We start from the raw sequence: 25,101 nt of genomic DNA, 5'->3' as shown, positions 1-25,101 counted from the left end.
GTATTCGTTTGATTGATGAGCGATAAGCGCTGCCAGAGACAGTGATCCGCAGGAGTCGTTTACTGAGCCAGCCGGTTACTGCTTGGGCAACGAGGCCCGTGCTATCGTGCCGCCTTCGAGCCGACGATAAAGACGTAACTCCCCGCCATGCTCCAGAACAATCGCCCGAGCTGCCGACAGACCCAGCCCGACACCGCCGGTGTTGCGATTACGTGAAGCCTCCAGTCTAAAAAACGGCTCGAAGACCTTCTCAAGCAGCGCTTGGGGAATACCCGGTCCACTGTCAGTCACCTCAATGATGATCGACGTCTCAGACTGAGTCAGGTCGATACGTGGCGCTACTGCATATTTGATCGTATTTTCCAACAAGTTAGTGACGACCCGTTTGATACCCAACGGGCGGCCGAAATAAACCTGTTTGCTGGGGCCGGAAAAATCTACTGTCACACCCTGATCGCGGTAGTCATCAATGAGAGTTTGAATCAATTCGGAAAGATCGAAAGCGGTGGCAGTCTCAAGCCGGGCATCATCGCGAAAAAACTCCAAGGCCGAGGTGATCATCGACTGCATTTCATCTACATCACGAAAAAGTTTGCGCTGTTGCTCCTCATCTTCAATGAACTCGCCGCGCAACCGCATGCGGGTCAGTGGCGCCCTTAAATCATGGGAAATGGCTGCGAGCATCTGAGTTCGATCAGTGACGAAATGCCGAATCTGCGCCTGCATGGCATTGAACGCAATGATGGCTTGGCGTATTTCGTAGGGCCCTTCGGGGGTGATGGCAGGGGAGTGAAAATCACCACCGAAACGTTTGGCAGCATGAGCAAAACGCCTCAATGGAGCGGCCAGTCGACGAGTAGCAAACCAAGCCACTGACAACGCGGCGATCAAACCCAGCAGCCCCAGCACGGCGTTGCGTGCAGTTTGAGATAGACCCCACGTGCGCTCCGGCGCGACAAATGCCAACCAAGTCGCATCAGTTAACTGTACGGCGAGCATGTAGTGGGGTAGGGAATCGCCTTTTGGCCAATCTTGAGGTCCGTAGGCCTCTACTCGACGTTGCGGCGAACTCGTTAGTCGCTGAATCACAATAGCGTCAGTGAATTGAACCCCGGTTTTAAGTGGCGCTCCGATACTCGAGTGTTGCGCGTACCAACTGACGGTGAACAGCGGATTGCTCGCGGCGCTGGCTAATTTTGGGCGTAATTGGACTGGGGCGGCATCAATGATACGGGTGATGGCAGCGGCTTGATCTAGCAATCCGATCTGTTCCAGCGACGGACGCGACCAGACCCCAGCGGCTTGGATAAACAGTGCGTAGAGCCCAAGCGACGCGATCATGGCTGCCGCAATGGTGAGTGCAATCCAGCTCACTATCGTGTCTTGAGAACCGTGGGGTTTGCTCATTGGCGGCTCACACTGGCGGTGAAGATATAACCGCCATTGCGCACGGTGCGGATGATGTCCGGGCGTTTGCTGTCGGGTTCGATCTTGCGGCGCAAGCGGCTGACCTGCACATCAATACTGCGATCGAAGGCCTCATGGGAATGTCCCCGGGCAAGATCGAGTAATTGCTCTCGAGTCAAGATGCGTTGCGGATGGTCTACAAATACTCGCAGCAAATCAAATTCGCCTCCCGAAAGCGGAACCATGACGCCTTCGGTTGAACGCAGCTCTCGTCGAGTGACGTCAAGTTGCCAACTACCAAACAAAATCAATGGACGCACGTCAACTGCCAAGCGCACGGGTTGATCCGCCATACGCCTTTGCACTGAGCGCAAACGGGCCAACAGCTCGCGGGGGTCAAACGGTTTGGTCAAATAATCATCGGCGCCCAGCTCCAAGCCGATGATTCGATCACTGACCTCACTCATGGCGGTTAGCATGACCACCGGCGTGTTCGATTCAGCACGGATTTTCTGGCACAGACTCAGACCGCCCTCTCCCGGTAACATCACGTCCAGCACGATGATGTCAGGGCGTTCGTTCTTAATCGCCACCCACATGGCCACACCATCACACGCGACCGCCACTTCGTATGCGTGCTTAACGAAAAGCCTTTTCAGCAGGTCGAGGATTTCGACGTCATCGTCGACGATCAGGAGTTTGCTCACGAGGGTCCAGTCAGGGCTATTAACGAGCCCTAATCTAAGTCAATTGGAGGGCTCGGTCATATATTTCAATTCCGTAATAATCATTCCGTTATGGCATAAACGGGACATATTCCAGCAAGGTCCGGTAGCCATTCTTGGGTGAACGCCATCCACTGGAAAATACCGCCATGCAGTCAGCACTCAGACGTATAAAATCCCGAAAAAACCCGGAAAATACCTGGAGAGCGCCACTTCAGATCGTTGGTCTATTATTGGGAGCGGGGATTCTGGGCGCCTGCACTCAACTACCGACAGAAGTGCCGTGCGACGAACTGAATTATCAGGTCAACGATCCAGGCGCTTCGGTCAACCGCAAAGTCTTTGCTTTCAATAAGGGGGTTGATACCTACGCCTTAAAACCAGTTGCTCATGGGTATAAGCGTCTGCCTGAGCTGGTTCAACATGGCGTCCACAACTTTACCTCGAACTTCGGCGAGCCTAAGGTGTTTATCAATGACGTGCTTCAAGGCAACATTCGCCGCTCGGCAAATACGTTGCAGCGTTTTGTGGTGAACAGCACGGTGGGTGTGCTGGGCTTGATGGACGTTGCCACCGGCTGGGATCGTCCTTACCATGAAGCGGATTTTGGGCAGACGTTTGGCGTGTGGGGTTTGCGTAGCGGGCCAACAGTGGAGCTTCCCCTATTTGGTTCTTCAAACGTGAGGGACAGCGTGGGAAAAGTCGCCAATTTTGTGCTGGACCCTTTTGGCAATGTTAATAGCAGCACCTACAGCACCTTAAGTACCGTGAACACCGTGGGTGGTATCGTCGACGGACGTGCACGAGCACTACCACTGACAGACAAGCTGGAGCTGTCGCCCGACTACTACAGTGCGTTACGAGATAAAAAAGGAGAGCATCGCAGCGCACTCGTACTTGAAGGCAAGCAGGGCGCCGTTACCCATTCAACTTTGGCACAGCGCTGTCTGATCTCCCCGGAAGATGCCGATGCGGCGAAAGGTGCGCTGTAACTTTGCCGCGCACCCGGTCCCCTATAGCTATCCGCACACCATCAAGCCAGGCTTTTGCTCACCACCTCATACACATCGCTCGACAGTTCGCCTGACGCACGGATGCGTTCCAGCTCACCTTTCATTAACGCCTGACGTTTGCTGTCGTATTTACGCCAGCGCGTCAACGGCGCCAATTGGCGCGAGGCGATCTGTGGGTTGAACGCGTTCAACTCAATCACCAAGTCCGCAAGGAAGCGATAACCCGAACCGTCTGCCGCGTGAAAGTTGATCAGGTTTTGGCCGGCAAACGCGCCGACCACCGAGCGAACCTTGTTCGGATTTTTCATGTTGAACGCAGGGTGCTTCATCAGCGCACGCACTCGTTCCAAACCGCCCGGCAAGGTGCTGCCAGCCTGGACGCTGAACCATTGATCCATGACCAACGGGTTGTCTTTGAAATTTTCCGCAAAGGTCGCCAGCGCCTTGGCTTTTTCTTCAGCGAAAGGTGAGTTGACCAACACTGCCAAGGCCGTCAGGCGCTCAGTCATGTTGTCGCTGGTCTCGAACTGCTCAAGACACGCCGCCAATACCTCAGGCTTACCGCTGAGCATCAGGTACGACAGCGCAATATTTTGCAGACCGCGACGGGCGAAATGCTCGGCTTCGGCGATATAGGCCGTGGTCTTCGACAGCGTACGATTCGCGTGATAACGCTTCCACAAGCCATCGAACAGCAAGGTCGCCAATTGCTTGCGGGCGAACTCACGGGCGGCGTGGATGGCGTCGACGTCAGCAATTTCGCTTATTTCAGTGAGATAAGCCTCACCCGGCAATGACAGCATTTCTGCGACCATGGCCTGATCCAGTTGATCGTTGGCCAACAAGCTGCTCAGCGCCGTAACCAAGCGCTGATCGAGCACCAAGTCCTGACCTTTTTGATACTGGCCGATCAATTCTTGCAACACCTGTACCGACAGTTGCTGACCGGCGTCCCAACGATTGAAGCCATCGCTGTCGTGCTGCATCAAGAACATCAGTTGGTCGCGGTTGTACGGAAAACTCATTTTCACCGGCGCCGAGAAACCCCGCAGCAACGATGGCAGAGGCTGTTCAGCGATGTCGGCAAAGGTAAACGTCTGCTCCGCTTCGGTGACCGAGATCACCCGGGTGGTGCTGCCAGCGGCGGCTTCGTCTGACAAGCGCAATGGCAATTCATTACCGGCAGCGTCCAACAAGCCCAGCGCTACGGGAATCACGAACGGCAGCTTTTCCTGCTTGTCCGGGGTTTGCGGGCAGCTTTGGCGGAAGGTCAGGCTGTAGGTGCTTGCCGCGCTGTCGTATGACTCGCTGACCGCCAAGCGTGGCGTCCCTGCTTGGCTGTACCAGCGTTTGAATTGAGTCAGGTCGACGCCGTTGGCGTCTTCCATGGCGGCAATGAAGTCGTCACAGGTCACGGCCTGGCCGTCATGGCGTTCAAAATACAGGTCGCTGCCCTTGCGGAAGCCTTCGGCGCCGACCAAGGTCTGGATCATGCCGACCACTTCCGAGCCCTTTTCGTACACGGTCAAGGTATAGAAGTTGGAAATCTCGATGAAGCTGTCCGGCCGCACGGCATGGGCCATAGGCCCTGCGTCTTCGGCGAACTGATGGGTGCGCAGATACGCCACATCCTCGATACGCTTGACCGTACGCGAGTTCATGTCCGCCGAGAAGGCTGAATCGCGGAACACCGTGAAGCCTTCTTTGAGCGACAACTGAAACCAGTCGCGGCAGGTCACGCGGTTGCCCGACCAATTGTGGAAATATTCGTGGGCAACAATCGCTTCGACCCGCTGGTGAGCGGCATCGGTGGCGGTTTCGGCGCGGGCCAAAACGGCGCTGGAGTTGAAGATATTGAGGCCCTTGTTCTCCATGGCGCCCATATTGAAATCGTTGACCGCAACGATCATGAAGATGTCCAGATCGTATTCACGACCGTAGGTTTCTTCGTCCCAGCGCATGGATTTTTTCAGGCTGTTCATGGCGTGCTGGCATTTGTCGATGTTCTCTGGCTCGACGTAAATCCGCAGCGTCACTTCACGATTACTCATGGTGGTGAAGGTGTCTTCGACGCACCACAAATCACCGGCAACCAGCGCAAACAGGTACGCCGGTTTCATGAACGGGTCTTCCCAGGTCGCCCAGTGCCGGTCGCCGTCTTCCGGGCCGCTGGCAATCGGGTTGCCGTTGGACAACAGCACCGGAAAGCTGTGCTTTTCGGCGCTGAGGGTAGTGGTGAATTTGCTCATCACGTCCGGGCGGTCGAGGTAATAGGTGATCTTGCGAAAGCCTTCGGCCTCGCATTGGGTGCAAAACATGCCGCTGGATTTATACAGCCCTTCCAGCGCCGTGTTGGTTTCCGGGTGGATGCGCACGGTAGTGTCGAGGGTGAACTGCTCGGCGTTCGGCTGCACCGTCAGGTTATCGGGCGTCAGCAGGTAATCGGTGGGGCTAAGCTCGGTGTCATTAAGCTTGAGGATCACCAGCTCTAGCAATTGCCCGTCCAGCACCAGCGGCGGCAGGCCGGCACCACGCGCCGGGTTGCGGCGCATGATCAGTTGAGCATGGACCAGCGTGTGGTCATCGAACAACTCGAAGGTCAGGTGCGTCTCATCAATGAGGTACTCAGGCGCCTGATAGTCTTTCAGGTAAATCATTTTCGGTTGTTCTGTGCGCATGCTGGAATCCCCTTACTGGTGCGCGTCCTTGGGAGACGTGCCTAGTGATTCAAAGTCTAGTGATGCACGGCCAGTTGGTATGCCGTGTATTTGCGAATGTTGATTACACCGGTATCGAAGATCAGGTATTGGCCCTTGATCCCCAGCAGCGTGCCTTCAGCAATTGGGTTTTTATCCAGGTTAAAGCTGACGATTTTGGTTGGATATGCTTCGACTGGGTAACGAATATCAGTGGGTTCTACGTCATGGAGTAGTTGGATAGCCTGTAGGCCAAATCGTTCTTGCAGGCCCAACAAGCCTTCACGGCAAGACTCGAAAAGTTGCTGACGAACTGCTCTCAGATCAACGGGCAACGCATCGCCTTTGAGCAATGCACGCCAGTTAGTGCGGTCGGCGACTTGGCTGCGAAACAGGTCTTCGACGAAACCGGACTGTTGCCGGGTCGCCACACGGGCGATGGGTAACCCTTGGATTGCGCCTTGGTCTAGCCAACGGGTCGGTAACTGAGTTGCGCGAGTAATACCGACTTTGACCCCGGAGGAGTTGGCCAAATACACCACGTGGTCGGTCATGCAGAACTGTTCGCCCCACGCCGGATCACGGCAGGTGCCATGTTCGTGGTGACATTTTTCCGGGGCCATGATGCACACGTCACACTGGGCCAGTTTGATCATGCAGGGGTAGCAATACCCTTGACTGAAACTGGTTTTGGTCTTGCGTCCGCAATGGCTGCAATGGATCGCACCCAGATATTCCAGGCGCACCGTTTTCCCAATCATTGGATTGACTGGAATGTTCGTATCACCCAGACGAAAACCGTACTGCACGGTCGGCGCGTCAAGGCGCACCGACATTTTGTTAACTGCACCACGACCGATTTCGATCAATGGACGGAATCCGACTTGAACAGGATGTTCGGTACGGTGATGGACTTGGACGCACACTCCTGCGCACCCATGTAGCCAGTGCGTTGATCTTCTGGCAGGTTCTGCAATTCCCAGGCGATTAGTGCCTGCAAGGACAACTCGCGCTGCTCTTGGGACAACTTGCGGCCATCGGACCATTTGCCAATCTCTACAGCCAATTTCAGGCTTTCGTAGATATCCGGGGTAATGTTTTCAATCATTTCAACGAAAGAGGACATTGCACTCTCCAAAGTAGGTGCGCGATTTTAGCGATTACGGCGGGCGAACACACCGCCCAATAGACCTGTAACACAACCGATGATCAGTCCACCGACATGGGCACCGTTGGCAATGGCACCAAAGCCCAGCATGCTGACCAGGCCCGAAATACACAGCAACAGCCAGATCAGCATCATCACCAGCACGCCACGTGGCAGCCGATAAATCGGGTTCGGCGCCAGCATCTGGTAGATCCAGCAATGACCGAGTAAGGCGTAAAGAACGCCCGACAGACCACCAAACAAACTTGGTCCGCTGTACCAATATTGCGCGTAGTTGGACACCGCGCTGAACACCAGAGTCAGGCCGAGCAAGTTCCAACTGCCCTGACGCAACTCGATCCGCCGTCCTAACTCCCAGAACCACATACCGTTCATGGCCAAGTGCAGGACGCCAAAGTGCAACAGCATCGGCGTCACAATGCGCCACCACTGTCCGGCTGCCAGACTATCGGCCACCGGCGTGAACTGGCCTTGAAGGTTGAACTCCTGAAAGGTCAGCCAGCTGAGACTTTCAAGATTTTCACCAAACAGGGTAATGCCCGCGACAATCAAGCTCAGCAGCAGCACCAGCGTCGTAACTGGGCTATTGCGCAATTGCTGAACGATGCCGGGCCGGGCCAAAGTCGTAGCTTGTTCGGGCACCGGCAGTTCAAAAGACGGATCGCCTTCAGGAAACCGCTGATACAGCGAGCGGATGTCGTCGGCCAATTGAGGATCAAGCACCCACAGCACTTGCTCAGTGCCGTCTTCACTGACGCGATGGGGCACGCGCAAGCGCTGCAGCAAACTGACAAACCCACTTAAATCGGTAGTCAATGGCAAACGAAATACGGCAACAGCACTCATTGCGAAGCCTCGGGACGTTCGACGTCGACCCAAACAAACTTATGCGGGTCGATTTGGGTTTCTTGGTCCAGCCGATAGGCGACCAACTTGCCGTAAAGCACGGCGCTGTAATCCAGACAGGCCAGATTCGGCCTTATGGGCGCGGGATGGCCGCTGCGCCAGTAGTGGCCGACAAATAACATCGGCTCGGCACTGCCATAGCGCAGCAAGGCACTTTTTTCGGTAGAAGTTAACGGCGTTTTTGCCACCAACTCAGGCAGTGCATCCGGTTGGAACACTACGTCGCCATAGGTTTGCGGATCGTCTTCCCAGAATTTGGTGCGGAAGAAGGCGCGGGTCAAGCCATCACCACCGGTCAGCGTCAGGCCGTGGGGCAAGCGCATATCGGTGCCACGCAACAAACGATCAAAGACATTGCTGGCGAAACTTCCCGCTTCTGCGGAGGCCTGAACAAAAGCCTGGTCGATACAACCATGGCTGTGCAGTGCACGCAGCGGTTCAATCAGCTCCGCATCCCAGCAAGCGTGAACCATGCGAAAGCGCCCAGCGTCGATGAACAGCGGCAATTTATAGAACCAGGCGAGAAAGTCCTGCCATTCCGCCGGGTGCTGCTCGAACTGGCTCAGAGTTTCACCTAATAACCGAGCATGACGCGGAGTATGTTCGCGCACGAATTGCTTATCGGTTCCAGGCAGCGCTGGCGTACTCCAACCCAACGCATTGAATTCGTGGTTACCCATGATGCAGCGCGCCTGACCGGCCTCGACCATGCCGCGGACGATATGCAGCGCTTCACGAATTCTGGGTCCGCGATCAATAATGTCGCCCAGGAATAGAGCGATACGTTCAGGATGGCGCCACACCCCGCCCTTAAAACGGTAACCGAGGGTGTCAAGCAAGTGCTCAAGCGTATGAGCGCAGCCGTGCACGTCACCGATCAGGTCATAGCCACGCGCGGGATCGAGCATCAATCGCCTCCACCACCGAGCCGGCTGCCCCAGCCAAGCTTGGTGCGGCAGACTTCGTAATAGTTATGGTCCAGAGGATGGATCAAGCGCAGTTTTTGCGGTTTTTTACTGACGGTAATGGTGTCGCCGGGCGCGCAGCTAAAGTGGTTCTGCCCATCACAGGAGACCTGGGGATAAATCTGCATGTTTTTCGAGACGACGATTTTCAACTCGCTGTTGCCGTCCACCACGATGGGCCTCCCCGATAAGGTGTGGGGGTACATTGGCACGATGACAATGGCGTCGAGTTTGGGGTGCATGATCGGGCCGCCAGCAGACAAAGCATAGGCAGTCGAGCCGGTGGGCGTAGCAACGATCAAGCCGTCGGCCTTTTGGCTACAGACGAACTGACCGTCGATGTACAACTCGAACTCGATCATGCGCGTCGATTTGCCGGGGTGGAGCACCACATCGTTTAACGCATCGCCTTGACCAATGGCTTCGCCATGACGCCGGACTTCTGCTTGTAACAAGAAGCGGTTTTCCACCAAGTAGTGGCCGTCTAAGACTTCGGCGACTTTCACTTCCAACTCGTCGGGACGAATGTCGGTGAGGAAACCCAAGCTGCCTCGGTTGATCCCCAGCACCGGCACGTTATGTCGCGCTAACGCGCGCGCGGCGCCTAGCAGGCTGCCATCACCGCCGACGACAATCACCATGTCGCAGACTTCCCCAAGCATTTTGCGCGTCGATGTTTGCAAACCATGGCCCGGCAAGACTTCGGCGATAGTGTCCTCGAGGATCACATGCATGTGCCGTTCAAGCAGAAACGCCTTCAAGCGGCGCACGGTATCCAGCACCTGCGAACTGCCGAGGCGACCAATGATGCCGATATTGCGAAATTGCTCCATGGGGCTCCTGCGAAATTCCATGCGACTCAAAGAGATCGATTATGGGTGAAAGGCTGGGCCAGCGGCAAACCAACAAAAATATTTGTCCAACTCCTTGGGCGCAGTTCACGCTGTGGGAGCGAATTTATTCACGAAGGCGCCAGCCAGAGCAACACCAGCTATTCTCGCACCATGACTTTGTTTCCAAGCTTACTCGACCTCCCCCCCCAACTGCGCCACCCTGAAGTGCGCGATTTGGCGTGGGTGATCCTCGCGCCACCGATGCTCAGCCAGACGCCTTGGCCTCAACGCCATCCGTTGACCGCCAGCGATTGGGTGCAGGCCCCGCAACACCTCGCCGATTGGCTCTTGCGCCTTGATCAGGACGGCGATCCCCTCAATCATTGGCTGGCATTGGGCGCAACCCGGCGTTTGGGCCTGTATTACGAACGTCTCTGGCAGTTTGCCGTGCATCAAGCCCCCGGCGTTGAACTGATAACGGCCAACCTCCCGATTCGTGTGGCCGGGCAAACGCTGGGTGAGTTGGACATGCTGCTGCGCGACGCTGATGGCGTACATCACGTGGAATTGGCGATCAAACTCTATTTGGGGCCGCAAGCAGGCAATGGCAAGGACCCGGCGCAATGGCTGGGGCCAGGTTGTCACGACCGACTGGACCGTAAGCTGGCGCATTTGAGTGAGCATCAACTGCCTATTTCGGCGCGACCGGAAAGTCGACAGGCGTTAGCCAAGCTGGGTATCACGCACTTCAGCGCAGAGCTGTGGCTCGGTGGATACCTGCTTTATCCATGGCCCGGTCACGCGCAACCGCCGGTTGGGGCGCATCTTCAGCATTTGCACGGGCGATGGCTTCATCAGCGCGATTGGCTGGCGTTTATTGCACAAAGCCCGGTCGGCCGCTGGCAGCCCCTGCCGCGTCACGCCTGGCTGGCACCTGCCCATTATAGCGACGACCAGACGTGGCAAAACCATCAGCTTGACGCTTGGCTCAGGCAACTCGACCCCATGGCCCCGGCGCAACTGATGGTGAGATTGAGCGAAAATCCAGCAGGCGAGTGGGAAGAAGCGGAACGTCTGTTCCTGGTCTCGGATAAATGGCCGAACCTTGGGGACATAACTAACAACCGCAATTTAGGGGCGTTGGAGCTTTAACGCCGGTCACACGCGAGAACTGCGCCGCCATCGCGAGCAAGCTCTAAAGATGGACCCATGTGAATTTACCCATGCTTGGTTTTGGGCAAAAACACGGTAAATATACCCAGCAACGGCAGGAATGAGCACAACGTATACACATAAATAATCCCGTGGGCGTCTGCCAAGTAACCCAGTAGCGCAGCGCCAATACCGCCGAAACCGAACATCAGGCCGAAGAACACCCCGGCGATCATACCGACGTTGCCCGGTACCAATTCCTGTGCGAAAACGACGATGGCAGAAAACGCGGATGCCAGGATAAAGCCAATGATCACGCTCAACACGGTAGTCCAGAACTGGTCCGCGTACGGCAGCACCAACGTAAAAGGTGCCACTCCGAGAATCGAAAACCAGATTACGGTCTTTCGTCCCACCTTGTCGCCGATAGGGCCACCAAAAAACGTACCCGCTGCCACAGCTCCTAGGAATAAGAACAAGTGCAGCTGTGAGCTTTCCACCGACAGGCTGAATTTCTCGATCAGGTAAAACGTGAAATAACTGGTGAAGCTCGCCATGTAGAAATACTTGGAGAACACCAAAAATCCAAGTACCACCAACGCTGCTATCACACGATTTTTCGATAAGCCGTGGGTGGCTTTTTGTCCGGCTTTAAGCTTGAACAAGTTCAAATGCGCCTTGTACCAACGGCTGATGGCATAAAGCAAACCTATAGCAAACACCGCGATTAGCCCGAACCAGGCGATATGACCCTGACCAAAAGGAATGATGATCGCTGCGGCCAATAACGGCCCGAACGCTGAGCCCGTGTTACCCCCCACTTGAAAGGTTGATTGCGCCAGACCAAAACGACCACCCGAGGCCAATCGAGCAATACGCGACGCCTCGGGGTGGAAGGTTGAAGAACCAATACCGATCAGTGCTGACGCCAGCAAAATCAGTGGAAAGCTACCAACCATCGACAGCATCAAAATACCCAGCAGAGTGCAGAGAGAACCTGCTGGCAACAGCAGCGGATTCGGATGGCGATCCGTGTAATAACCGACCCACGGCTGCAACAGCGACGCAGTCAGCTGAAATGTTAGCGTAATCAAACCAACCTGGCTGAAGCTGAGACCGTAGTTCGCTTTAAGCATCGGGTAGATCGACGGCAGCACCGACTGAATCAAGTCATTAATCAGGTGCGCCAACGCCACCGCACCAATAATGCGCATTACAAGTGGGTTGCTCTGCGTTGAGACCACAGGAGGTATTGCGCTCGACTGCGCGTTTGTGAGAGCCATGAAGTTCATCCGTCTAAATGGACCTGCGCGTTGCAAAGCCTGCAAAACGGGTCATCCGCGCTTGGGGCGCCAATGTGCCATTTTTTAACGCATTGATGCCATTTTTTGTTGCGGCGGTTGATCTTCTTCACACTCCGGCCCATGCAAGGAAATTTTCGACGTTTCAGGTAAGGCCATCCCGCCAATCAATGCAATCACGCTGACCACCATCAGGTAAAACGCCGGAGATAAATTACTGCCCGTCGAGGTAATCAACCATGTTGCCATCAACGGCGCGGTGCCGCCGAAGATCGTGTAGGCCAGATTGTAGGTAATCGCCGATGCGGTGTATCGGGCACGGGTAGGAAATGTCTCTGACAGCAGGGCCGCTGTGACCACACCACACAACACCGCGCCGACGGCCAGCAGCATCACGCCGACAATCGAGGCGATGAACGATCCCGAACTGGCCATCAAAAACGCGGGATATACCACCACCAGCAACAGCACGCTCGCACTGGCTATGGTTGCGCGACGCCCTACCCGGTCAGAAAACGCACCCGCCAATGGACAAATGGCTGCCGCAAAAACCAAGGCAATCACCGACACCAGTAACGCCGAAGCACGGCTAAGTCCGCCTGCGACCTGCAAGTAGGTGGCGAAATACGTGGTGAACATATAGAACGACAACGCCGTCAGCGAGACGAACGCCCCCAGGCAACAAATCGCGGCGCCGTGGGTCTTCAGGGTTTCACGTAACGGCGAGTGAGTCACGGCGTGTTCGTTAGTGACGGCTTTAAACGCCGGGGTTTCATCCAGTTTCCAGCGCAGGTACAAACCCACCAGGCCCAGCGGCGCGGCGAGGAGGAACGGCAAACGCCAGCCCCAACTGCTCATGGCTTCTAACGACAGCGAAGATTCCAGCGCGTAAGCCACTACTGCCGCGCAGGCGAAGGAGGAAAACGTCGACACCGGAATAAAGCTGCCGTACCACGCACGTTCGGTGCGCGGCGCGTGCTCCATCAAGTAAGCGCAAGCACCGGCATATTCGCCACCGGCAGAAAACCCCTGAACACAGCGAATAATGGTCAACAGCACCGGCGCCATGACGCCGATAGCAGCGTAACTCGGCAGCATACCGATCAACGTCGTGGCGCCAGCCATTAACAAGATGGTCAGGGCCAAGGTTTTTTTACGCCCCACTCGGTCACCGAGCATGCCAAAAAAGATGCCGCCCAAGGGCCTAAACGCAAAGGCCACGGCAAACACTGCAAAGGTTTTCAGCAGGGCCGCGCCAGGATCGCCGCTGGGGAAAAACTGCTGGGCAATGGTCGTTGCCAAAAAACCATACACGGCGAAGTCGAACCATTCGACAAAGTTGCCAATGGCCGCCGCACAGATCACACGTCTCAAGGTGGCAGGGTCTACCCGCGTCATTGCTTGGGTTGTCATGCTGGCCTCGGCGCGCTCGTTAGGAAGGTATCGATTATCGGGATCACGTTGGGAGGGGCTGATCTGAAACTGCCCTCCACATGTCAAACACCGACCCGATGCAGGTCAATGTCCGCAGGATTCGTGCCATCGGCGGGCGGAGAGGAAGTGCCGACACTAGGTGTAGGCCTTTTCCCAAAGGCTGTCCGGGGGATTGAGGCGACATTGCATATCCATGGCTGCGCGCTTTCGAACTGCAAGGAACGCGCAATGACCGATTTCATGACCCCACGTGGTCACATGGCCAATCTGGTTGCCCTGTCCAAAAGCGCCACCCCCTTCGGCGAAATCGGCGTGTGTCCGCTGACGAAAACCACTATCCAACTGCTGCAGATGCGTTACGGTCTGGTCGAACCGGGCCTTGATCCTCGCGCTGATATGGCAATGCCCTACACGCTGCAAAGTCGACCACTGGGTTTGCAGATGCTGCGCGATGGCTTCTTGTACGTGATCGACAGCGCCACCGGTCTGTTGAGCGAATACACTGTCAAGGACGGCTCATTGGAGTATTGGCTGTTTACCGGTAAAGACATCAAGGAACATCGCACGCCGCTGGGTGACCCACCGGAAATGATTTTCTCCCGGCGCAGCGTGCTGCATGTGGCTTATGCGGAAACACAATGGGCGGTCGCCAAATGCCGGCAAGTGCTGGACAACGCCAGTGAGCGCGAGCACTTCATGCAGCGCGTCGACCTGACCCAGGCCAACAGCGAAAACATTGTCGCACCCCTGATCCATTCGAGGACACTAGAAGAACCACCCCGCCTCAGCTATCGACTTCAAGCGCTGTCGAATCATTGATCGACGCGCTGGCCTCAGGAGAAGGTTGTATGCGAAATCATTCTGTCATTCATACACCTAAGCAAAGCGACTACCCGGAACTTGCTCGCCTGTGGGAAGACTCGGTGCGAGCCACCCATGATTTCTTGCCCGACTCCTATATTTTGATGCTCAAGCGTCTGGTGCTTGACGAGTATCTGGATGCAGTGATGTTGATTTGCAGCAAAGATACTCAACAACGAATTACCGGTTTTGCCGGAATCGCCGCTGGCAAGGTCGAGATGCTGTTTATAGACCCCGAGTATCGGGGCCAAGGTATCGGAAAGCTGCTGTTAAATCACGCCATCGATCATTTTCATGCAGATAGACTGGACGTCAATGAACAGAATCATCAGGCACGGGGTTTCTATCTCAAACTGGGATTTGAAGTCATCGGTCGGGAGGAGCTTGATGGCATGGGCCAGCCTTATCCGTTGCTGCACATGCGTTTGAAATTGGTCGGAGGGAATCTGTAGCACCCAATTCATTCGTAAAGCGGTACACCGGCACAGTCCATCAAGCCATTCGCGAATGAATTCGTTCCGAATGAAATCCACAGAGGTGGAATTAAGTACTGTCAGTGAATCAGGCCATTAAGCAACGCTTTGTTAAACAGTGCTGGATCTTGAATTTGCGGTGAATGGCCCAAATCGGCGAACTCCACCAGCGTTGCGCGGGGTATGCGCTTGGCGACCGCTTTGCCCAATTGCGGATAGTTACCCAACGTGCTGCGCAACGGTTCGGGCGCAAGGTCTTTGCCGATGGCGGTGTTGTCTTTCTGGCCGATCAACAGCAGGGTCGGCATTGACAGTTTCTCGAACTCGTAAAACACCGGCTGATTGAAGATCATTACGTAGGTGCGTGCGGATGCCCGGGCAACCTCTTCGCGGCCGCTGCCGGTATACATGCCGGCTTGCATACTGACCCAGCGATCAAACTCGGGTCGCCACTGGTTCGCGTAATAGGTCGCTTGTTGGTATTTACGAATGGTTTGCGCAGTGGTTTTAAGATCACGGGCATACCACTGTTCGAACGTAATGGCCGGTACGCCTTTGGCTTTCCAATCTTCCAGGCCTAGCGGGTCGACCAGTATCAGTTGGTCCACCTGCTTCGAGTACGTCAGCGCAAAACGGGTGGCAAGCATACCGCCCATGGAATGCCCGACGACCGTGACGTGATCAATACCCAGACTGTTCAGCAACCGTCGCGTGTTTTGCGCCAGCTGTTCAAAGCTGTAGATGTAATGCTCAGGCTTGCTTGATCGGCAGAAGCCAATCTGATCAGGCGCCACCACTCGGTAACCGGCCTCACTCAACGGCTTGATCGCTGATTCCCATGTTGCACCGCAGAAGTTTTTTCCGTGCAATAGAACAACTGTTTTTCCGTTGCTCTTAGCTGACGGCTTGATGTCCATGTAGCCCATTTGGATACGTTGGCCTTGAGACTCGAACACATAGTTTTTCGCGGAGTAAGGATAATTAAACCCTTCTAGTTGTGGGCCGTAAGACGGCGCTTCGGCAGCGAAAAGCGGCAAACTGACGCTCATTATCATGAGGATAAACCATTTGCTCATGGGGCTGGACTCCAGAAAAAAAACGCTATCTCAAGGCATTTTCAATGTAGCCGCGATTAACCGGGCGGGCGCGGGTACAATACCCGCCTTTCCCCCTAGTACGGCTCTTTGTCATGACAGAACCCATTCGCCTCTCCAAACGCCTTGTCGAATTGTTCGGCTGCTCCCGCCGGGAGGCCGAACTGTTTATTGAAGGCGGTTGGGTCACGGTTGATGGCGAAGTCATTGAAGAGCCGCAATTCAAGGTCGATGCCCAGAAAATCGAACTGGACCCGCATGCCAAGGCGACTGCACCTGAGCCCGTCACTATTCTGCTGCATCAACCCGCGAGCTTTGATGCTGAAAGCGCGTTGCAGTTGATCAGCCCCGGCACACTGTCCGAAGAGCATCGCTACGGCAAGCGCCCACTCAAAGGGCACTTCATGCGTCTTTCGCCGATCTCCACCCTACAAGCCAATGCCAGTGGCTTGATGGTGTTCAGTCAGGATTGGAAGGTATTACGCAAGCTGACTGATGATCGCAGCAAGATCGAACAGGAATACGTAGTCGAGATTTCCGGCGACATGGTTGCCCATGGGCTTAATCGCCTTACTCATGGATTGACCTATAAGGGCAAGGATTTGCCAGCAGTCAAGGCCAGCTGGCAGAACGAGAACCGCCTGCGCTTTGCGATGAAGAACCCGCAGCCCGGCGTCATCGCCCAGCTATGCGAAGCCGTTGGTCTCAAAGTCGTCGCCATACGACGTATACGCATCGGCGGCGTCTCTATGGGCAAGCTGCCAGAAGGCCAGTGGCGTTACCTGTCCAGCAAGGAAAAATTCTAACCCTTCGCTGACCCACCTTTGAGTGGCGCCAGGATTTGCGTGCGCCGCTCACCCCGTCTTATCAGGACCCGAACACCATGATGAACAACGATGTACTGCGTAGCGTTCGCTATATGCTTGATATCAGCGATGGCAAAATCGTCGATATCGTCAAACTCGGCGGCTACGATGTCTCCAAAGCTGACGTAATCGCCTTCATGAAGAAGGACGAGGAAGAAGAAGGTTATCTGGATTGCAGCGATGAAATCATGGCGCACTTTCTGGACGGCTTGGTGGTCTTCAAACGTGGCAAAGATGACAGCCGCCCACCGCAAAAGATCGAAGTGCCGGTGACCAATAACACCGTCCTTAAAAAGCTGCGGGTTGCCTTCGAACTTAAAGAAGACGACATGCACGCGATCCTCAAAGCGTCAGAGTTTCCGGTCTCCAAACCAGAGCTGAGCGCCTTGTTCCGCAAGTTCGGCCACAGCAACTACCGCACCTGTGGCGACCAGTTGCTGCGTAATTTCCTCAAGGGCCTGACCCTGCGTATTCGCGGCTGATTCCTGCACCGAGGCCGATGGCGACCATGACTTACACCGTTTCGCCCATCGGCTTCATGCGTTCTTGTTTCAAAGAGAAGTTCGCCATCCCTCGCCAGCCGCAACTCGCGCCTGCCGCACGCGGCGTGCTGGAACTCATAGCACCGTTCAACCATGCCGACGCCGTGCAAGGGCTCGAACAGGTCAGCCATGTCTGGCTGCTATTTTTGTTTCATCAAGCGCTGGAAGAAAAACCTCGCCTGAAAGTCCGCCCGCCGCGCTTGGGTGGCAATCAATTCACGGGCGTCTTTGCCACACGGGCAACCCATCGTCCCAACGGAATTGGTCAGTCAGTGGTGAAGCTGGACAAAGTAGAACCCGGACGTCTCTGGGTCTCGGGCATCGACCTGTTGGATGGCACTCCGGTACTCGACGTCAAACCCTACGTGCCGTATGCCGACGTCGTCGAAGGCGCCTCAAACCGCATCGCCAGTGCGGCGCCGTTATTGATTCCAGTGAAATGGGAAGACAGCGCGCTGTTTCAAGCTCGTGAACACGCGTTACGCCTAGGTGAGCCATTGATCGAACTGATTGAACAGTGCCTGGCTCAAGACCCGCGCCCGGCTTATCAGATCCCTGCACCGGAGCGCCGCTACGGCACACAACTGTGGGACGTGGATGTTCGCTGGCATTATCCGCAGGCGGGGCTAATACATGTACTTGAGGTCGTACCCGCCGTAGCACAAACCTTGTAAGAGCCGACTTTTAAGCGGGGCGTCGGACCTGACACACTGCGTCAGGCCTGTCGCTAACAAGTTGATGCCTAATGAGAAAGTGCAATCTTAGACGGTAATCTATTTCTCGACGAAAGCGCGTTCGATTAAATAATCGCCTGGCTCACGCATCCGAGGAGAGACCTTGAGACCGAAGCTGTTTAGCACTTCGCTGGTCTCATCCAACATGCTCGGGCTACCGCACAACATCGCACGGTCGTCCTGAGGATTGATCGGCGGCAGACCGATGTCGCGAAACAACTTGCCGCTGCGCATCAAGTCGGTCAACCGGCCTTGGTTCTCAAACGGCTCGCGAGTGACGGTTGGGTAATAAATCAGCTTTTCACGCAGTGCTTCGCCGAAGAATTCGTTCTGTGGCAAATGCTCGGTGATGAACTCACGATAAGCAACTTCATTCACATAGCGTACGCCGTGGCATAGGATAACTTTCTCGAAACGCTCGTAGGTTTCTGGGTCCTGAATCACGCTCATGAACGGCGCGAGGCCAGTGCCTGTGCTGAGCAGATACAAATGTTTGCCCGGCTTGAGGTCGTCAAGCACCAGCGTGCCGGTAGGCTTTTTGCTGATGATGATCTCGTCGCCTTCCTTCAAGTGCTGCAACTGGGAGGTCAGCGGACCGTCTTGCACTTTGATGCTGAAGAATTCGAGATGCTCTTCCCAGTTCGGGCTAGCAATAGAGTAAGCACGCATGAGCGGGCGCCCGTTTGGCTGCTGCAGACCGATCATCACGAACTGACCGTTCTCAAAGCGCAGACCTGGATCACGGGTGCACTTGAAACTGAAGAGCGTGTCGTTCCAGTGATGGACGCTGAGGACGCGCTCGTGATTCATGTTGCTCATGTAAAGGTGGCTCCTGAAAGTTTCGCTTGCGCCATCGTTGAGCGCCATTGCGCGTCATTCTAGTAGCAAGCACAATATCTGTTAAACGAATTATTAAGATATAGGTTATCGGTTATATAGATATGCGATTTACTCTACGTCAACTTCAGATTTTCGTCGCCGTTGCCCAGCAAGAGAGCGTCTCGCGAGCTGCCGGCCTTTTAGCACTGTCGCAGTCGGCGGCCAGCACCTCGATCACAGAGCTAGAGCGCCAATCCAGCTGCCAACTGTTCGACCGCGCTGGCAAGCGCTTGAGCTTGAATGCAACCGGACGCCAGTTATTACCCCAAGCCGTTGCGTTGCTTGATCAGGCAAAGGAAATAGAAGACCTGCTCAACGGCAAATCCGGCTTTGGCTCCCTGTCGGTGGGTGCCACGCTGACCATTGGCAACTATCTAGCCACCCTGTTGATAGGTAGTTTCATGCAGCGTCACCCGGAGAGCCAAGTCAAACTGCATGTACAGAACACTGCGCACATTGTGCAGCAAGTGGCTCAATACGAAATTGATCTAGGTCTTATCGAGGGCGATTGCACACACCCAGACATCGAAGTGCAAAGCTGGGTCGAAGATGAACTAGTGGTGTTCTGCGCACCGCAGCACCCGCTGGCGAAACGCGGTCGCGCAACTTTGGAAGAACTTACTCAGGAAGCCTGGATTCTTCGTGAGCAGGGTTCGGGAACCCGGCTGACGTTCGACCAAGCCATGCGCCATCATCGCAATGCGTTAAATGTGCGGCTGGAGCTGGAGCATACCGAAGCCATCAAGCGCGCTGTAGAGTCAGGGTTAGGCATTGGCTGCATCTCGCGCTTGGCCCTGCGCGATGCTTTTCGCAGAGGCAGCCTGGTGGCGGTGGAAACCCCGGAGTTGGACCTGTCGCGGCAGTTCTATTTCATCTGGCACAAACAGAAATACCAGACGTCTGCCATCCGCGAGTTTCTCGACTTGTGCCGGGCATTCACCGCAGGCGTACAGCGCAGCGATGAAATCGTGCTGCCCAATATTGCCTAAGCTTTTAGGCCATCAATCCAGCAGAATCAGCGCCCACACCAGACCTATGATGCACAGCGCAACGAATTGCGCCGCGCTACCCATGTCTTTGGCGTTTTTCGACAAGGGATGTAGGTCCAACGAAATACGGTCAATCGCTGCCTCAATGGCTGAGTTGAGGAGCTCGACGATTAGCGCCAAGAGGCACACCGCTATTAACACCGCCCGCTCGACCCGGCTGACGTGAAATACAAACGACAGCGGGATAAGAATGACATTGAGCAGTACCAACTGGCGAAAGGCAGCTTCACCCTTGAAGGCTGCTTGCAAACCATCGAATGAGTAGCCCGTGGCGTTGAGAATTCGTTTCAGACCAGTTTGACCTTTGAAGGGCGACATAGATAACTACTGCTTGAAAAAAGACGCGAAAGCTAATTTAACAAAGGTCAAAAAAGCGTGGATAACTAATCTTATAACCCATTAGTTTATAAGCGGAATCGACTCCATTTGCTGCAACAACAACGCCGCCTGAGTACGCGTTCGCACGTTGAGCTTTCGAAAAATTGCGGTGACATGCGCTTTAATCGTTGCTTCCGACACGCTGAGTTCGTAAGCAATTTGCTTGTTCAGCAGACCTTCGCAGACCATGGTCAGCACGCGAAATTGCTGTGGAGTCAGACTGGCCAACCCAGCGCTGGCTGCTTTGGCTTCGGGTGAGACGCTGATCGCTTCATTGACCTGAGGTGGCCACCAAACGTCACCCGCGAGCACCGTGCGCACCGCGTCTTGAATCGTTTCCAGAGAACTGGATTTGGGGATAAAGCCGCTGGCGCCAAACTCCCGTGAACGTACGACGATGGATGCCTCTTCTTGGGCCGAAACCATCACCACCGGAATTTGTGGGTACTGCCCACGCAACAGAACCAGCCCAGAAAATCCGTATGCACCCGGCATGTTCAAATCCAACAGCACCAGATCCCAATCACGCTTGTCCGCCAAATGGACTTCAAGTTCGGCAATGCTTTCCGCTTCGACCAACTTCACATCCGGACCAAGGCCCAGGCTCACAGCCTGGCGCAGTGCGCTGCGAAACAACGGATGGTCATCGGCAATCAGGATTTCGTATGTCATTTATAAATGATCCTGTTTTTAGGTGAGTGCTGAAGAATTCAGTCCTCACGAAGGCATCTAGTGATGCCAGCAAACTCACAGCGCCGACTTGGCACGGTTATCGCCAAGCCCAGACAATCGGCGTTCAAGCGTCATTGCGGCGACAAGGATGACGAGCGAAGTCGGGGTGGTCAAGTTCAACGCTTTCCGGCACAGTCTGCGACCCCCTGACCCGAGCACTATGATGCAAAAACAAGCCCTGCGTGCCGACCTTCTAATGCTCCTTACCGCGATGATTTGGGGATCGGGTTTTGTCGCTCAAACCTCAGGTATGGCCCATATCGGCCCCTATCTTTTTACCGGCTTGCGCTTTGCCTTGGGGTCATTGTGTTTGTTGCCGCTCATCCTGCGTCGGCCCTCAAGTGCCAAGGCGGCCAAGCCAGAACCCTTTATGACGCGTAATTTGTTACTCGGCGGACTGGTAATGGGCCTTGCGTTGGCGGCTGGCATCAATCTGCAGCAAGTTGGGCTGCTGTTTACCAGCGTAACCAATGCGGGATTCATTACCGGTCTTTACGTCATTGTAGTTCCGCTTCTGGGATTACTGATGGGACACAAGACTGGAATGGGCACTTGGTTGGGGGCAGGGATGGCCGTAGCGGGCATGTTTCTGCTCAGTGTCGGGGACAATTTCCATGTCGCGACCGGTGATTGGCTGCAATTGATCGGGGCATTTGTGTGGGGCGGGCACGTGATCCTGGTCAGCCTATTCGCCAGTCGCCACGACCCTATCCGCTTGGCGTTCCTGCAGTTCGTCACCTGCTCCGTCGTTAGTTTGATCATTGCCCTATTTTTTGAAGACATCCATATGCAATCCATCATCGCAGCTGGCCCCGCGTTACTTTACGGCGGAGTGGTCGCTGTAGGAGTCGGTTATACCCTTCAAGTGATTGCGCAAAAAAACGCTATAGCGTCTCACGCGGCGATCATTCTTTCTCTGGAAGCAGTTTTTGCCGCGATTGCCGGTGCACTGATGCTAAACGAATCGTTGCATCTGAAAGGTTATCTGGGCTGCGCATTAATGTTAACGGGAATGATACTGGCGCAGTTATGGCCCAAAAAACCTGAGCCATCCGTGAAAATGCTGCACCCTGCAATGGCGCGTGAGAGAAAAAATTAAGGGGCAAGCTTGTTCGGGCGCCGGCAAGCCTGAGACACCGCAGTGAGTTCTTCGTCAATACGTTGGCTACGGCCTGCTGGCATCGCTTACAGAAAAGCTTTCAGATAAGTATGCGGCCCGTCCTCCAGATCAACCGGGAGTAGATGTTTGGCCCCCATATAATGGGCGCTAAAAACATCAAGATAGGCATCCAACACACCGCCAGCCGCTTGGTCACCTGCCAGTTCCAGACATAGCGCCGCCACTTCAGCGGTGCAGAAGTGGTCATCACGGCGGGAACGACGCAGCCGATAGCGAGAGATCTGTTCCGGCTCCAGGCTAAGCACCGGTAAATGATCCAGATACGGGCTTTTGCGAAACATTTTGCGTGCTTCACTCCAAGTAGCATCCAGCAAGATGAACAGAGGACGCTTGCCTTTTTCAAGCTTCACCTGCGTCACCACCCGCTCCGGGGCAACGAATTCGCCGGGAAAAACGATGTAGGGCTGCCATTGCGGATCGCTGAGTAGCGCTGGCAACTCGGCATCAACCTCTGTCCGCGACCAGCCAAATGCATGTGTTTCCTCAATAACATCAGCGATCAACCAGCCTGTGTTGGTCGGCTTTAAAGGCTCGACGTCGTACATTAGCAGGCACATAGCTGATTTTGCTGCCGCCGTCGGGCGCCAAGCGCATAGGCAGTAGCTGGGGATTACCCGGCATCCAGGGCAACGTGGCGCTCTAGACCCCCTGGCTACAAAGGGTTTGACGGCGCGGGCCAAGCGTTGGGCACGAAGGCGGGAAACGGCATGACTCATCGGTATTTACGTCGCCAAATAGAGAACATTGACATAACAGAAACTCGTTGAATAAAAAAGTCGGTAGAGTTTATCAGAGCCACATGCGGCGCCCGCGGCGAGGTGACACTTTGTTTGCGCAGTCATTCATTTATACTGCCGCGCAATTACCGCCTGACATACGCCTTATTGGGTTGTAATGATCAGGCGTCCGGTGAACGCACGTTCTCGTCAATGGTCCAAGGGCCAGTCACTGAATCAGGAGAGTTCAATGCTTCGCCTCATCGTCCCCACCCTCACACTTTTGCTAATCGTACCCTTTGGCGCCCAAGCGGCCTCAAAACAGGATTACGAACTGAGCAAGATGCTGGAAAAAGTAGCGGCGCAGAGCAGCGTCGGTACGCCTCGGGCGATAAACGAAAATATCCTTGATCAGGGTTATACCGTCGAAGGAAGAGAACTCATCGACCACCTGAGCGTACTCGAAAGTCACGCCGTAGAGATGCGCGCAAACCCTGATGTCGTTCGCAATCAACTGGGCTCCAGTGTTTGCAACAATGAAGGTTTTCGCCAACTCATGGCCAAAGGTGCACTGCTTAAATATGAGTTCACTGAATACAAAACCAACCGTGCAGTCGCGACCCATGTATTCAAGGCGGCTGATTGCAAGATGAAGAAATAGTCATATTTAAACCTTCGAGCATTATCTCTAATCGTGTATGCGTGGAGACATTATCGTCGACACGCATTTCATTGACCTGCTATTTCCCCACCCCGCAATCAATAGGCATATTGCCGTAATCACTCGTTGCCAGTGTTGTCGATGTAAGCACAAGATCAATCAACATGTGGTCGACACCTAATGGTTCCGCCAAGGAGAACCTTGAATGCCCTATGAACCGAATGATCTTTTGTCGCGACATTTTCAGAGCGACGGTGTTGACCTCGTCAGCACGGTGGAAGATCAAATCCGTATGGTTGCTCCCAATAGCCCAAATCTTCCGCTTTATCGCGACATGATATTGACAGTCCTGCGCATGGCCCAAGACGATCGCAATCGCTGGAATGCCAAGATTACGCTGCAAGCAATACGCGAACTGGAAAATGCCTTCCGGGTATTAGAGCAATTTAAAGGACGCCGCAAAGTAACGGTCTTCGGCTCAGCGCGCACGCCTGTGGAACATCCACTTTATGCGCTGGCGCGGAAGCTCGGCGCCCTGTTGGCCCGTTCGGAGTTGATGGTCATTACCGGTGCTGGCGGCGGCATCATGGCGGCAGCCCACGAAGGCGCAGGTCTGGAATACAGCTTGGGGTTCAATATCACCCTACCTTTCGAACAACACGCCAACCCGACCGTGGACGGCACTGAGAACTTGTTGCCGTTCCACTTTTTCTTCACCCGTAAACTGTTTTTCGTCAAAGAGGCCGACGCGCTAGTATTGTGCCCGGGCGGCTTTGGCACACTGGATGAAGCCCTAGAAGTTTTGACGTTGATCCAGACCGGCAAGAGCCCTTTGGTTCCCATCGTGCTACTCGACACGCCGGGGGGTAGCTTCTGGCAGGAAGCGCTTAACTTCATCAAAAACCAACTGGAAGCCAACCGCTATATCTTGCCGAGTGACATGAAATTGCTGCGACTGGTTTACAGCGCAGAAGAAGCGGTAGAAGAGATCAATGGCTTCTACAACAATTTCCACTCCAGCCGCTGGCTGAAAAACAAGTTCGTCATCCGCATGCATCACCCACTCAACGAACAAGCCATTGACCACATACAAGCAACGTATGCTGACTTGTGCCTGAGTGAGAATTTCCACCAGCATGCGTATCTTGGGGAAGAGCACGACGAAGCACAGTTCAGCCACCTTGCCCGCCTGGCGTTTTCCTTCACCGGACGAAACAACGGACACCTGCGAGAGTTGGTCGATTACATCAATCTGCCTGAAAACTGGGCACTTGCCCCCTCGCAAAAGCAAACTCAGGCACGCAAGCCTCTGAAGGTCACGTAGCCTGCCTACCGC

26 protein-coding genes are annotated in these 25,101 nt (G+C 54.9%); 11 read left to right on the top strand and 15 right to left on the bottom strand.

What is annotated here, in order from left to right; genetic code table 11:
- Positions 1 to 75: 75 nt before the first annotated feature.
- The gene (locus RGW60_RS02385) at positions 76 to 1,407 is read right to left on the bottom strand and encodes an ATP-binding protein (RefSeq protein WP_322201791.1); all 1,332 of its coding nucleotides are present in this window, start codon (positions 1,405 to 1,407) and stop codon (positions 76 to 78) included.
- Positions 1,404 to 2,114: a response regulator gene (locus RGW60_RS02380; protein ID WP_322201789.1), complete on the bottom strand. Its 711-nt coding sequence runs from the start codon at positions 2,112 to 2,114 to the stop codon at positions 1,404 to 1,406. The genes RGW60_RS02385 and RGW60_RS02380 overlap by 4 nt, the downstream gene beginning before the upstream one ends.
- 167 nt (positions 2,115 to 2,281) lie before the next feature.
- Between RGW60_RS02380 and RGW60_RS02375 the strand changes: the two genes are divergently transcribed.
- Complete coding sequence (locus RGW60_RS02375; protein ID WP_322201787.1) at positions 2,282 to 3,124, top strand: VacJ family lipoprotein; 843 nt, start codon at positions 2,282 to 2,284, stop codon at positions 3,122 to 3,124.
- A gap of 41 nt (positions 3,125 to 3,165) precedes the next feature.
- Here RGW60_RS02375 and pepN read toward each other — a convergent pair whose 3' ends face one another.
- From pepN to RGW60_RS02345, 6 genes are read right to left on the bottom strand one after another with little or no spacing between them, the layout of a single operon-like run.
- Positions 3,166 to 5,823 (bottom strand): aminopeptidase N, encoded by a 2,658-nt coding sequence (pepN, locus tag RGW60_RS02370; RefSeq protein WP_322201785.1) that lies wholly within the window; start codon positions 5,821 to 5,823, stop codon positions 3,166 to 3,168.
- A 56-nt stretch (positions 5,824 to 5,879) separates the two neighbouring features.
- On the bottom strand, positions 5,880 to 6,710 hold the full coding sequence (locus tag RGW60_RS02365; protein ID WP_322201783.1) for a DUF2797 domain-containing protein: 831 nt from the start codon (positions 6,708 to 6,710) through the stop codon (positions 5,880 to 5,882).
- The gene (locus RGW60_RS02360; RefSeq protein WP_322201781.1) at positions 6,707 to 6,967 is read right to left on the bottom strand and encodes a YeaC family protein; all 261 of its coding nucleotides are present in this window, start codon (positions 6,965 to 6,967) and stop codon (positions 6,707 to 6,709) included. The genes RGW60_RS02365 and RGW60_RS02360 overlap by 4 nt, the downstream gene beginning before the upstream one ends.
- Positions 6,968 to 6,994: 27 nt before the next feature.
- A complete protein-coding gene (locus RGW60_RS02355) occupies positions 6,995 to 7,855 on the bottom strand; it encodes a rhomboid family intramembrane serine protease (protein WP_322201779.1) in 861 nt (286 codons plus the stop codon).
- Positions 7,852 to 8,823 (bottom strand): metallophosphoesterase, encoded by a 972-nt coding sequence (locus RGW60_RS02350; protein ID WP_322201777.1) that lies wholly within the window; start codon positions 8,821 to 8,823, stop codon positions 7,852 to 7,854. The genes RGW60_RS02355 and RGW60_RS02350 overlap by 4 nt, the downstream gene beginning before the upstream one ends.
- Positions 8,823 to 9,713: an NAD(+) kinase gene (locus tag RGW60_RS02345; RefSeq protein WP_322201775.1), complete on the bottom strand. Its 891-nt coding sequence runs from the start codon at positions 9,711 to 9,713 to the stop codon at positions 8,823 to 8,825. Before RGW60_RS02345 ends, RGW60_RS02350 begins: the two co-directional genes overlap by 1 nt.
- A 171-nt stretch (positions 9,714 to 9,884) precedes the next feature.
- Here RGW60_RS02345 and RGW60_RS02340 point away from each other — a divergent pair, with 171 nt between their 5' ends.
- Positions 9,885 to 10,865, top strand: coding sequence for a DUF1853 family protein (locus tag RGW60_RS02340; RefSeq protein ID WP_322201773.1), 981 nt, complete (start codon positions 9,885 to 9,887; stop codon positions 10,863 to 10,865).
- Positions 10,866 to 10,930: 65 nt separating this feature from the next.
- Here the strand turns inward: RGW60_RS02340 and RGW60_RS02335 are convergent, their stop codons facing one another.
- Both RGW60_RS02335 and RGW60_RS02330 read right to left on the bottom strand, forming a co-directional pair.
- Entirely contained in the window at positions 10,931 to 12,148 is a 1,218-nt protein-coding gene (locus RGW60_RS02335) for an MFS transporter (protein WP_322201771.1), read from the bottom strand.
- An 84-nt stretch (positions 12,149 to 12,232) separates the two neighbouring features.
- Positions 12,233 to 13,579, bottom strand: a complete 1,347-nt coding sequence (locus RGW60_RS02330) for an MFS transporter (protein WP_322201769.1) — start codon at positions 13,577 to 13,579, stop codon at positions 12,233 to 12,235.
- Between the two features lie 249 nt (positions 13,580 to 13,828).
- Here RGW60_RS02330 and RGW60_RS02325 point away from each other — a divergent pair, with 249 nt between their 5' ends.
- Complete coding sequence (locus RGW60_RS02325) at positions 13,829 to 14,419, top strand: toxin VasX (protein WP_322201767.1); 591 nt, start codon at positions 13,829 to 13,831, stop codon at positions 14,417 to 14,419.
- A gap of 29 nt (positions 14,420 to 14,448) precedes the next feature.
- The gene (locus RGW60_RS02320) at positions 14,449 to 14,913 is read left to right on the top strand and encodes a GNAT family N-acetyltransferase (RefSeq protein WP_322201766.1); all 465 of its coding nucleotides are present in this window, start codon (positions 14,449 to 14,451) and stop codon (positions 14,911 to 14,913) included.
- Between the two features lie 101 nt (positions 14,914 to 15,014).
- Here RGW60_RS02320 and RGW60_RS02315 read toward each other — a convergent pair whose 3' ends face one another.
- Positions 15,015 to 16,010, bottom strand: coding sequence for an alpha/beta hydrolase (locus RGW60_RS02315; RefSeq protein ID WP_322201764.1), 996 nt, complete (start codon positions 16,008 to 16,010; stop codon positions 15,015 to 15,017).
- Between the two features lie 113 nt (positions 16,011 to 16,123).
- Between RGW60_RS02315 and RGW60_RS02310 the strand changes: the two genes are divergently transcribed.
- The 3 genes from RGW60_RS02310 to tsaA all read left to right on the top strand — a co-directional run bounded on the left by RGW60_RS02310 (position 16,124) and on the right by tsaA (position 18,110).
- A complete protein-coding gene (locus RGW60_RS02310) occupies positions 16,124 to 16,834 on the top strand; it encodes an rRNA pseudouridine synthase (RefSeq protein WP_322201762.1) in 711 nt (236 codons plus the stop codon).
- Positions 16,835 to 16,911: 77 nt separating this feature from the next.
- The gene (locus tag RGW60_RS02305; protein WP_322168115.1) at positions 16,912 to 17,376 is read left to right on the top strand and encodes a DUF1456 family protein; all 465 of its coding nucleotides are present in this window, start codon (positions 16,912 to 16,914) and stop codon (positions 17,374 to 17,376) included.
- A gap of 26 nt (positions 17,377 to 17,402) precedes the next feature.
- On the top strand, positions 17,403 to 18,110 hold the full coding sequence (gene tsaA / locus RGW60_RS02300; RefSeq protein ID WP_322201761.1) for a tRNA (N6-threonylcarbamoyladenosine(37)-N6)-methyltransferase TrmO: 708 nt from the start codon (positions 17,403 to 17,405) through the stop codon (positions 18,108 to 18,110).
- Positions 18,111 to 18,209: 99 nt separating this feature from the next.
- On the opposite strand, the gene fpr is transcribed toward tsaA, so the two are convergent.
- Positions 18,210 to 18,989 (bottom strand): ferredoxin-NADP reductase, encoded by a 780-nt coding sequence (gene fpr, locus RGW60_RS02295; protein WP_322201759.1) that lies wholly within the window; start codon positions 18,987 to 18,989, stop codon positions 18,210 to 18,212.
- 122 nt (positions 18,990 to 19,111) lie between these two features.
- Between fpr and RGW60_RS02290 the strand changes: the two genes are divergently transcribed.
- Entirely contained in the window at positions 19,112 to 20,038 is a 927-nt protein-coding gene (locus tag RGW60_RS02290) for a LysR family transcriptional regulator (RefSeq protein ID WP_322201757.1), read from the top strand.
- 12 nt (positions 20,039 to 20,050) lie between these two features.
- Here the strand turns inward: RGW60_RS02290 and RGW60_RS02285 are convergent, their stop codons facing one another.
- Both RGW60_RS02285 and erdR read right to left on the bottom strand, forming a co-directional pair.
- Complete coding sequence (locus RGW60_RS02285) at positions 20,051 to 20,416, bottom strand: diacylglycerol kinase (RefSeq protein WP_322201755.1); 366 nt, start codon at positions 20,414 to 20,416, stop codon at positions 20,051 to 20,053.
- Between the two features lie 81 nt (positions 20,417 to 20,497).
- Positions 20,498 to 21,148 (bottom strand): response regulator transcription factor ErdR, encoded by a 651-nt coding sequence (gene erdR, locus RGW60_RS02280; protein ID WP_322201753.1) that lies wholly within the window; start codon positions 21,146 to 21,148, stop codon positions 20,498 to 20,500.
- Positions 21,149 to 21,371: 223 nt separating this feature from the next.
- Between erdR and RGW60_RS02275 the strand changes: the two genes are divergently transcribed.
- A complete protein-coding gene (locus tag RGW60_RS02275; RefSeq protein ID WP_322201751.1) occupies positions 21,372 to 22,307 on the top strand; it encodes a DMT family transporter in 936 nt (311 codons plus the stop codon).
- Between the two features lie 86 nt (positions 22,308 to 22,393).
- Here the strand turns inward: RGW60_RS02275 and RGW60_RS02270 are convergent, their stop codons facing one another.
- Positions 22,394 to 23,104 (bottom strand): tRNA-uridine aminocarboxypropyltransferase, encoded by a 711-nt coding sequence (locus RGW60_RS02270; protein WP_322201749.1) that lies wholly within the window; start codon positions 23,102 to 23,104, stop codon positions 22,394 to 22,396.
- Between the two features lie 250 nt (positions 23,105 to 23,354).
- Between RGW60_RS02270 and RGW60_RS02265 the strand changes: the two genes are divergently transcribed.
- Together RGW60_RS02265 and RGW60_RS02260 are read left to right on the top strand one after the other, a co-directional pair.
- Positions 23,355 to 23,765, top strand: coding sequence for a quorum-sensing-regulated virulence factor family protein (locus tag RGW60_RS02265; RefSeq protein ID WP_322201747.1), 411 nt, complete (start codon positions 23,355 to 23,357; stop codon positions 23,763 to 23,765).
- Between the two features lie 205 nt (positions 23,766 to 23,970).
- Positions 23,971 to 25,089 carry an LOG family protein gene (locus RGW60_RS02260; RefSeq protein ID WP_322201745.1) on the top strand — a complete coding sequence of 373 codons (1,119 nt, stop codon included), beginning with the start codon at positions 23,971 to 23,973 and terminating at the stop codon, positions 25,087 to 25,089.
- Positions 25,090 to 25,101: the final 12 nt, after the last annotated feature.

It is taken from the genome of Pseudomonas sp. AB6 (assembly GCF_034314105.1).
GTDB lineage: Bacteria > Pseudomonadota > Gammaproteobacteria > Pseudomonadales > Pseudomonadaceae > Aquipseudomonas.
This window is presented reverse-complemented; position numbering and strand designations above follow the sequence as displayed.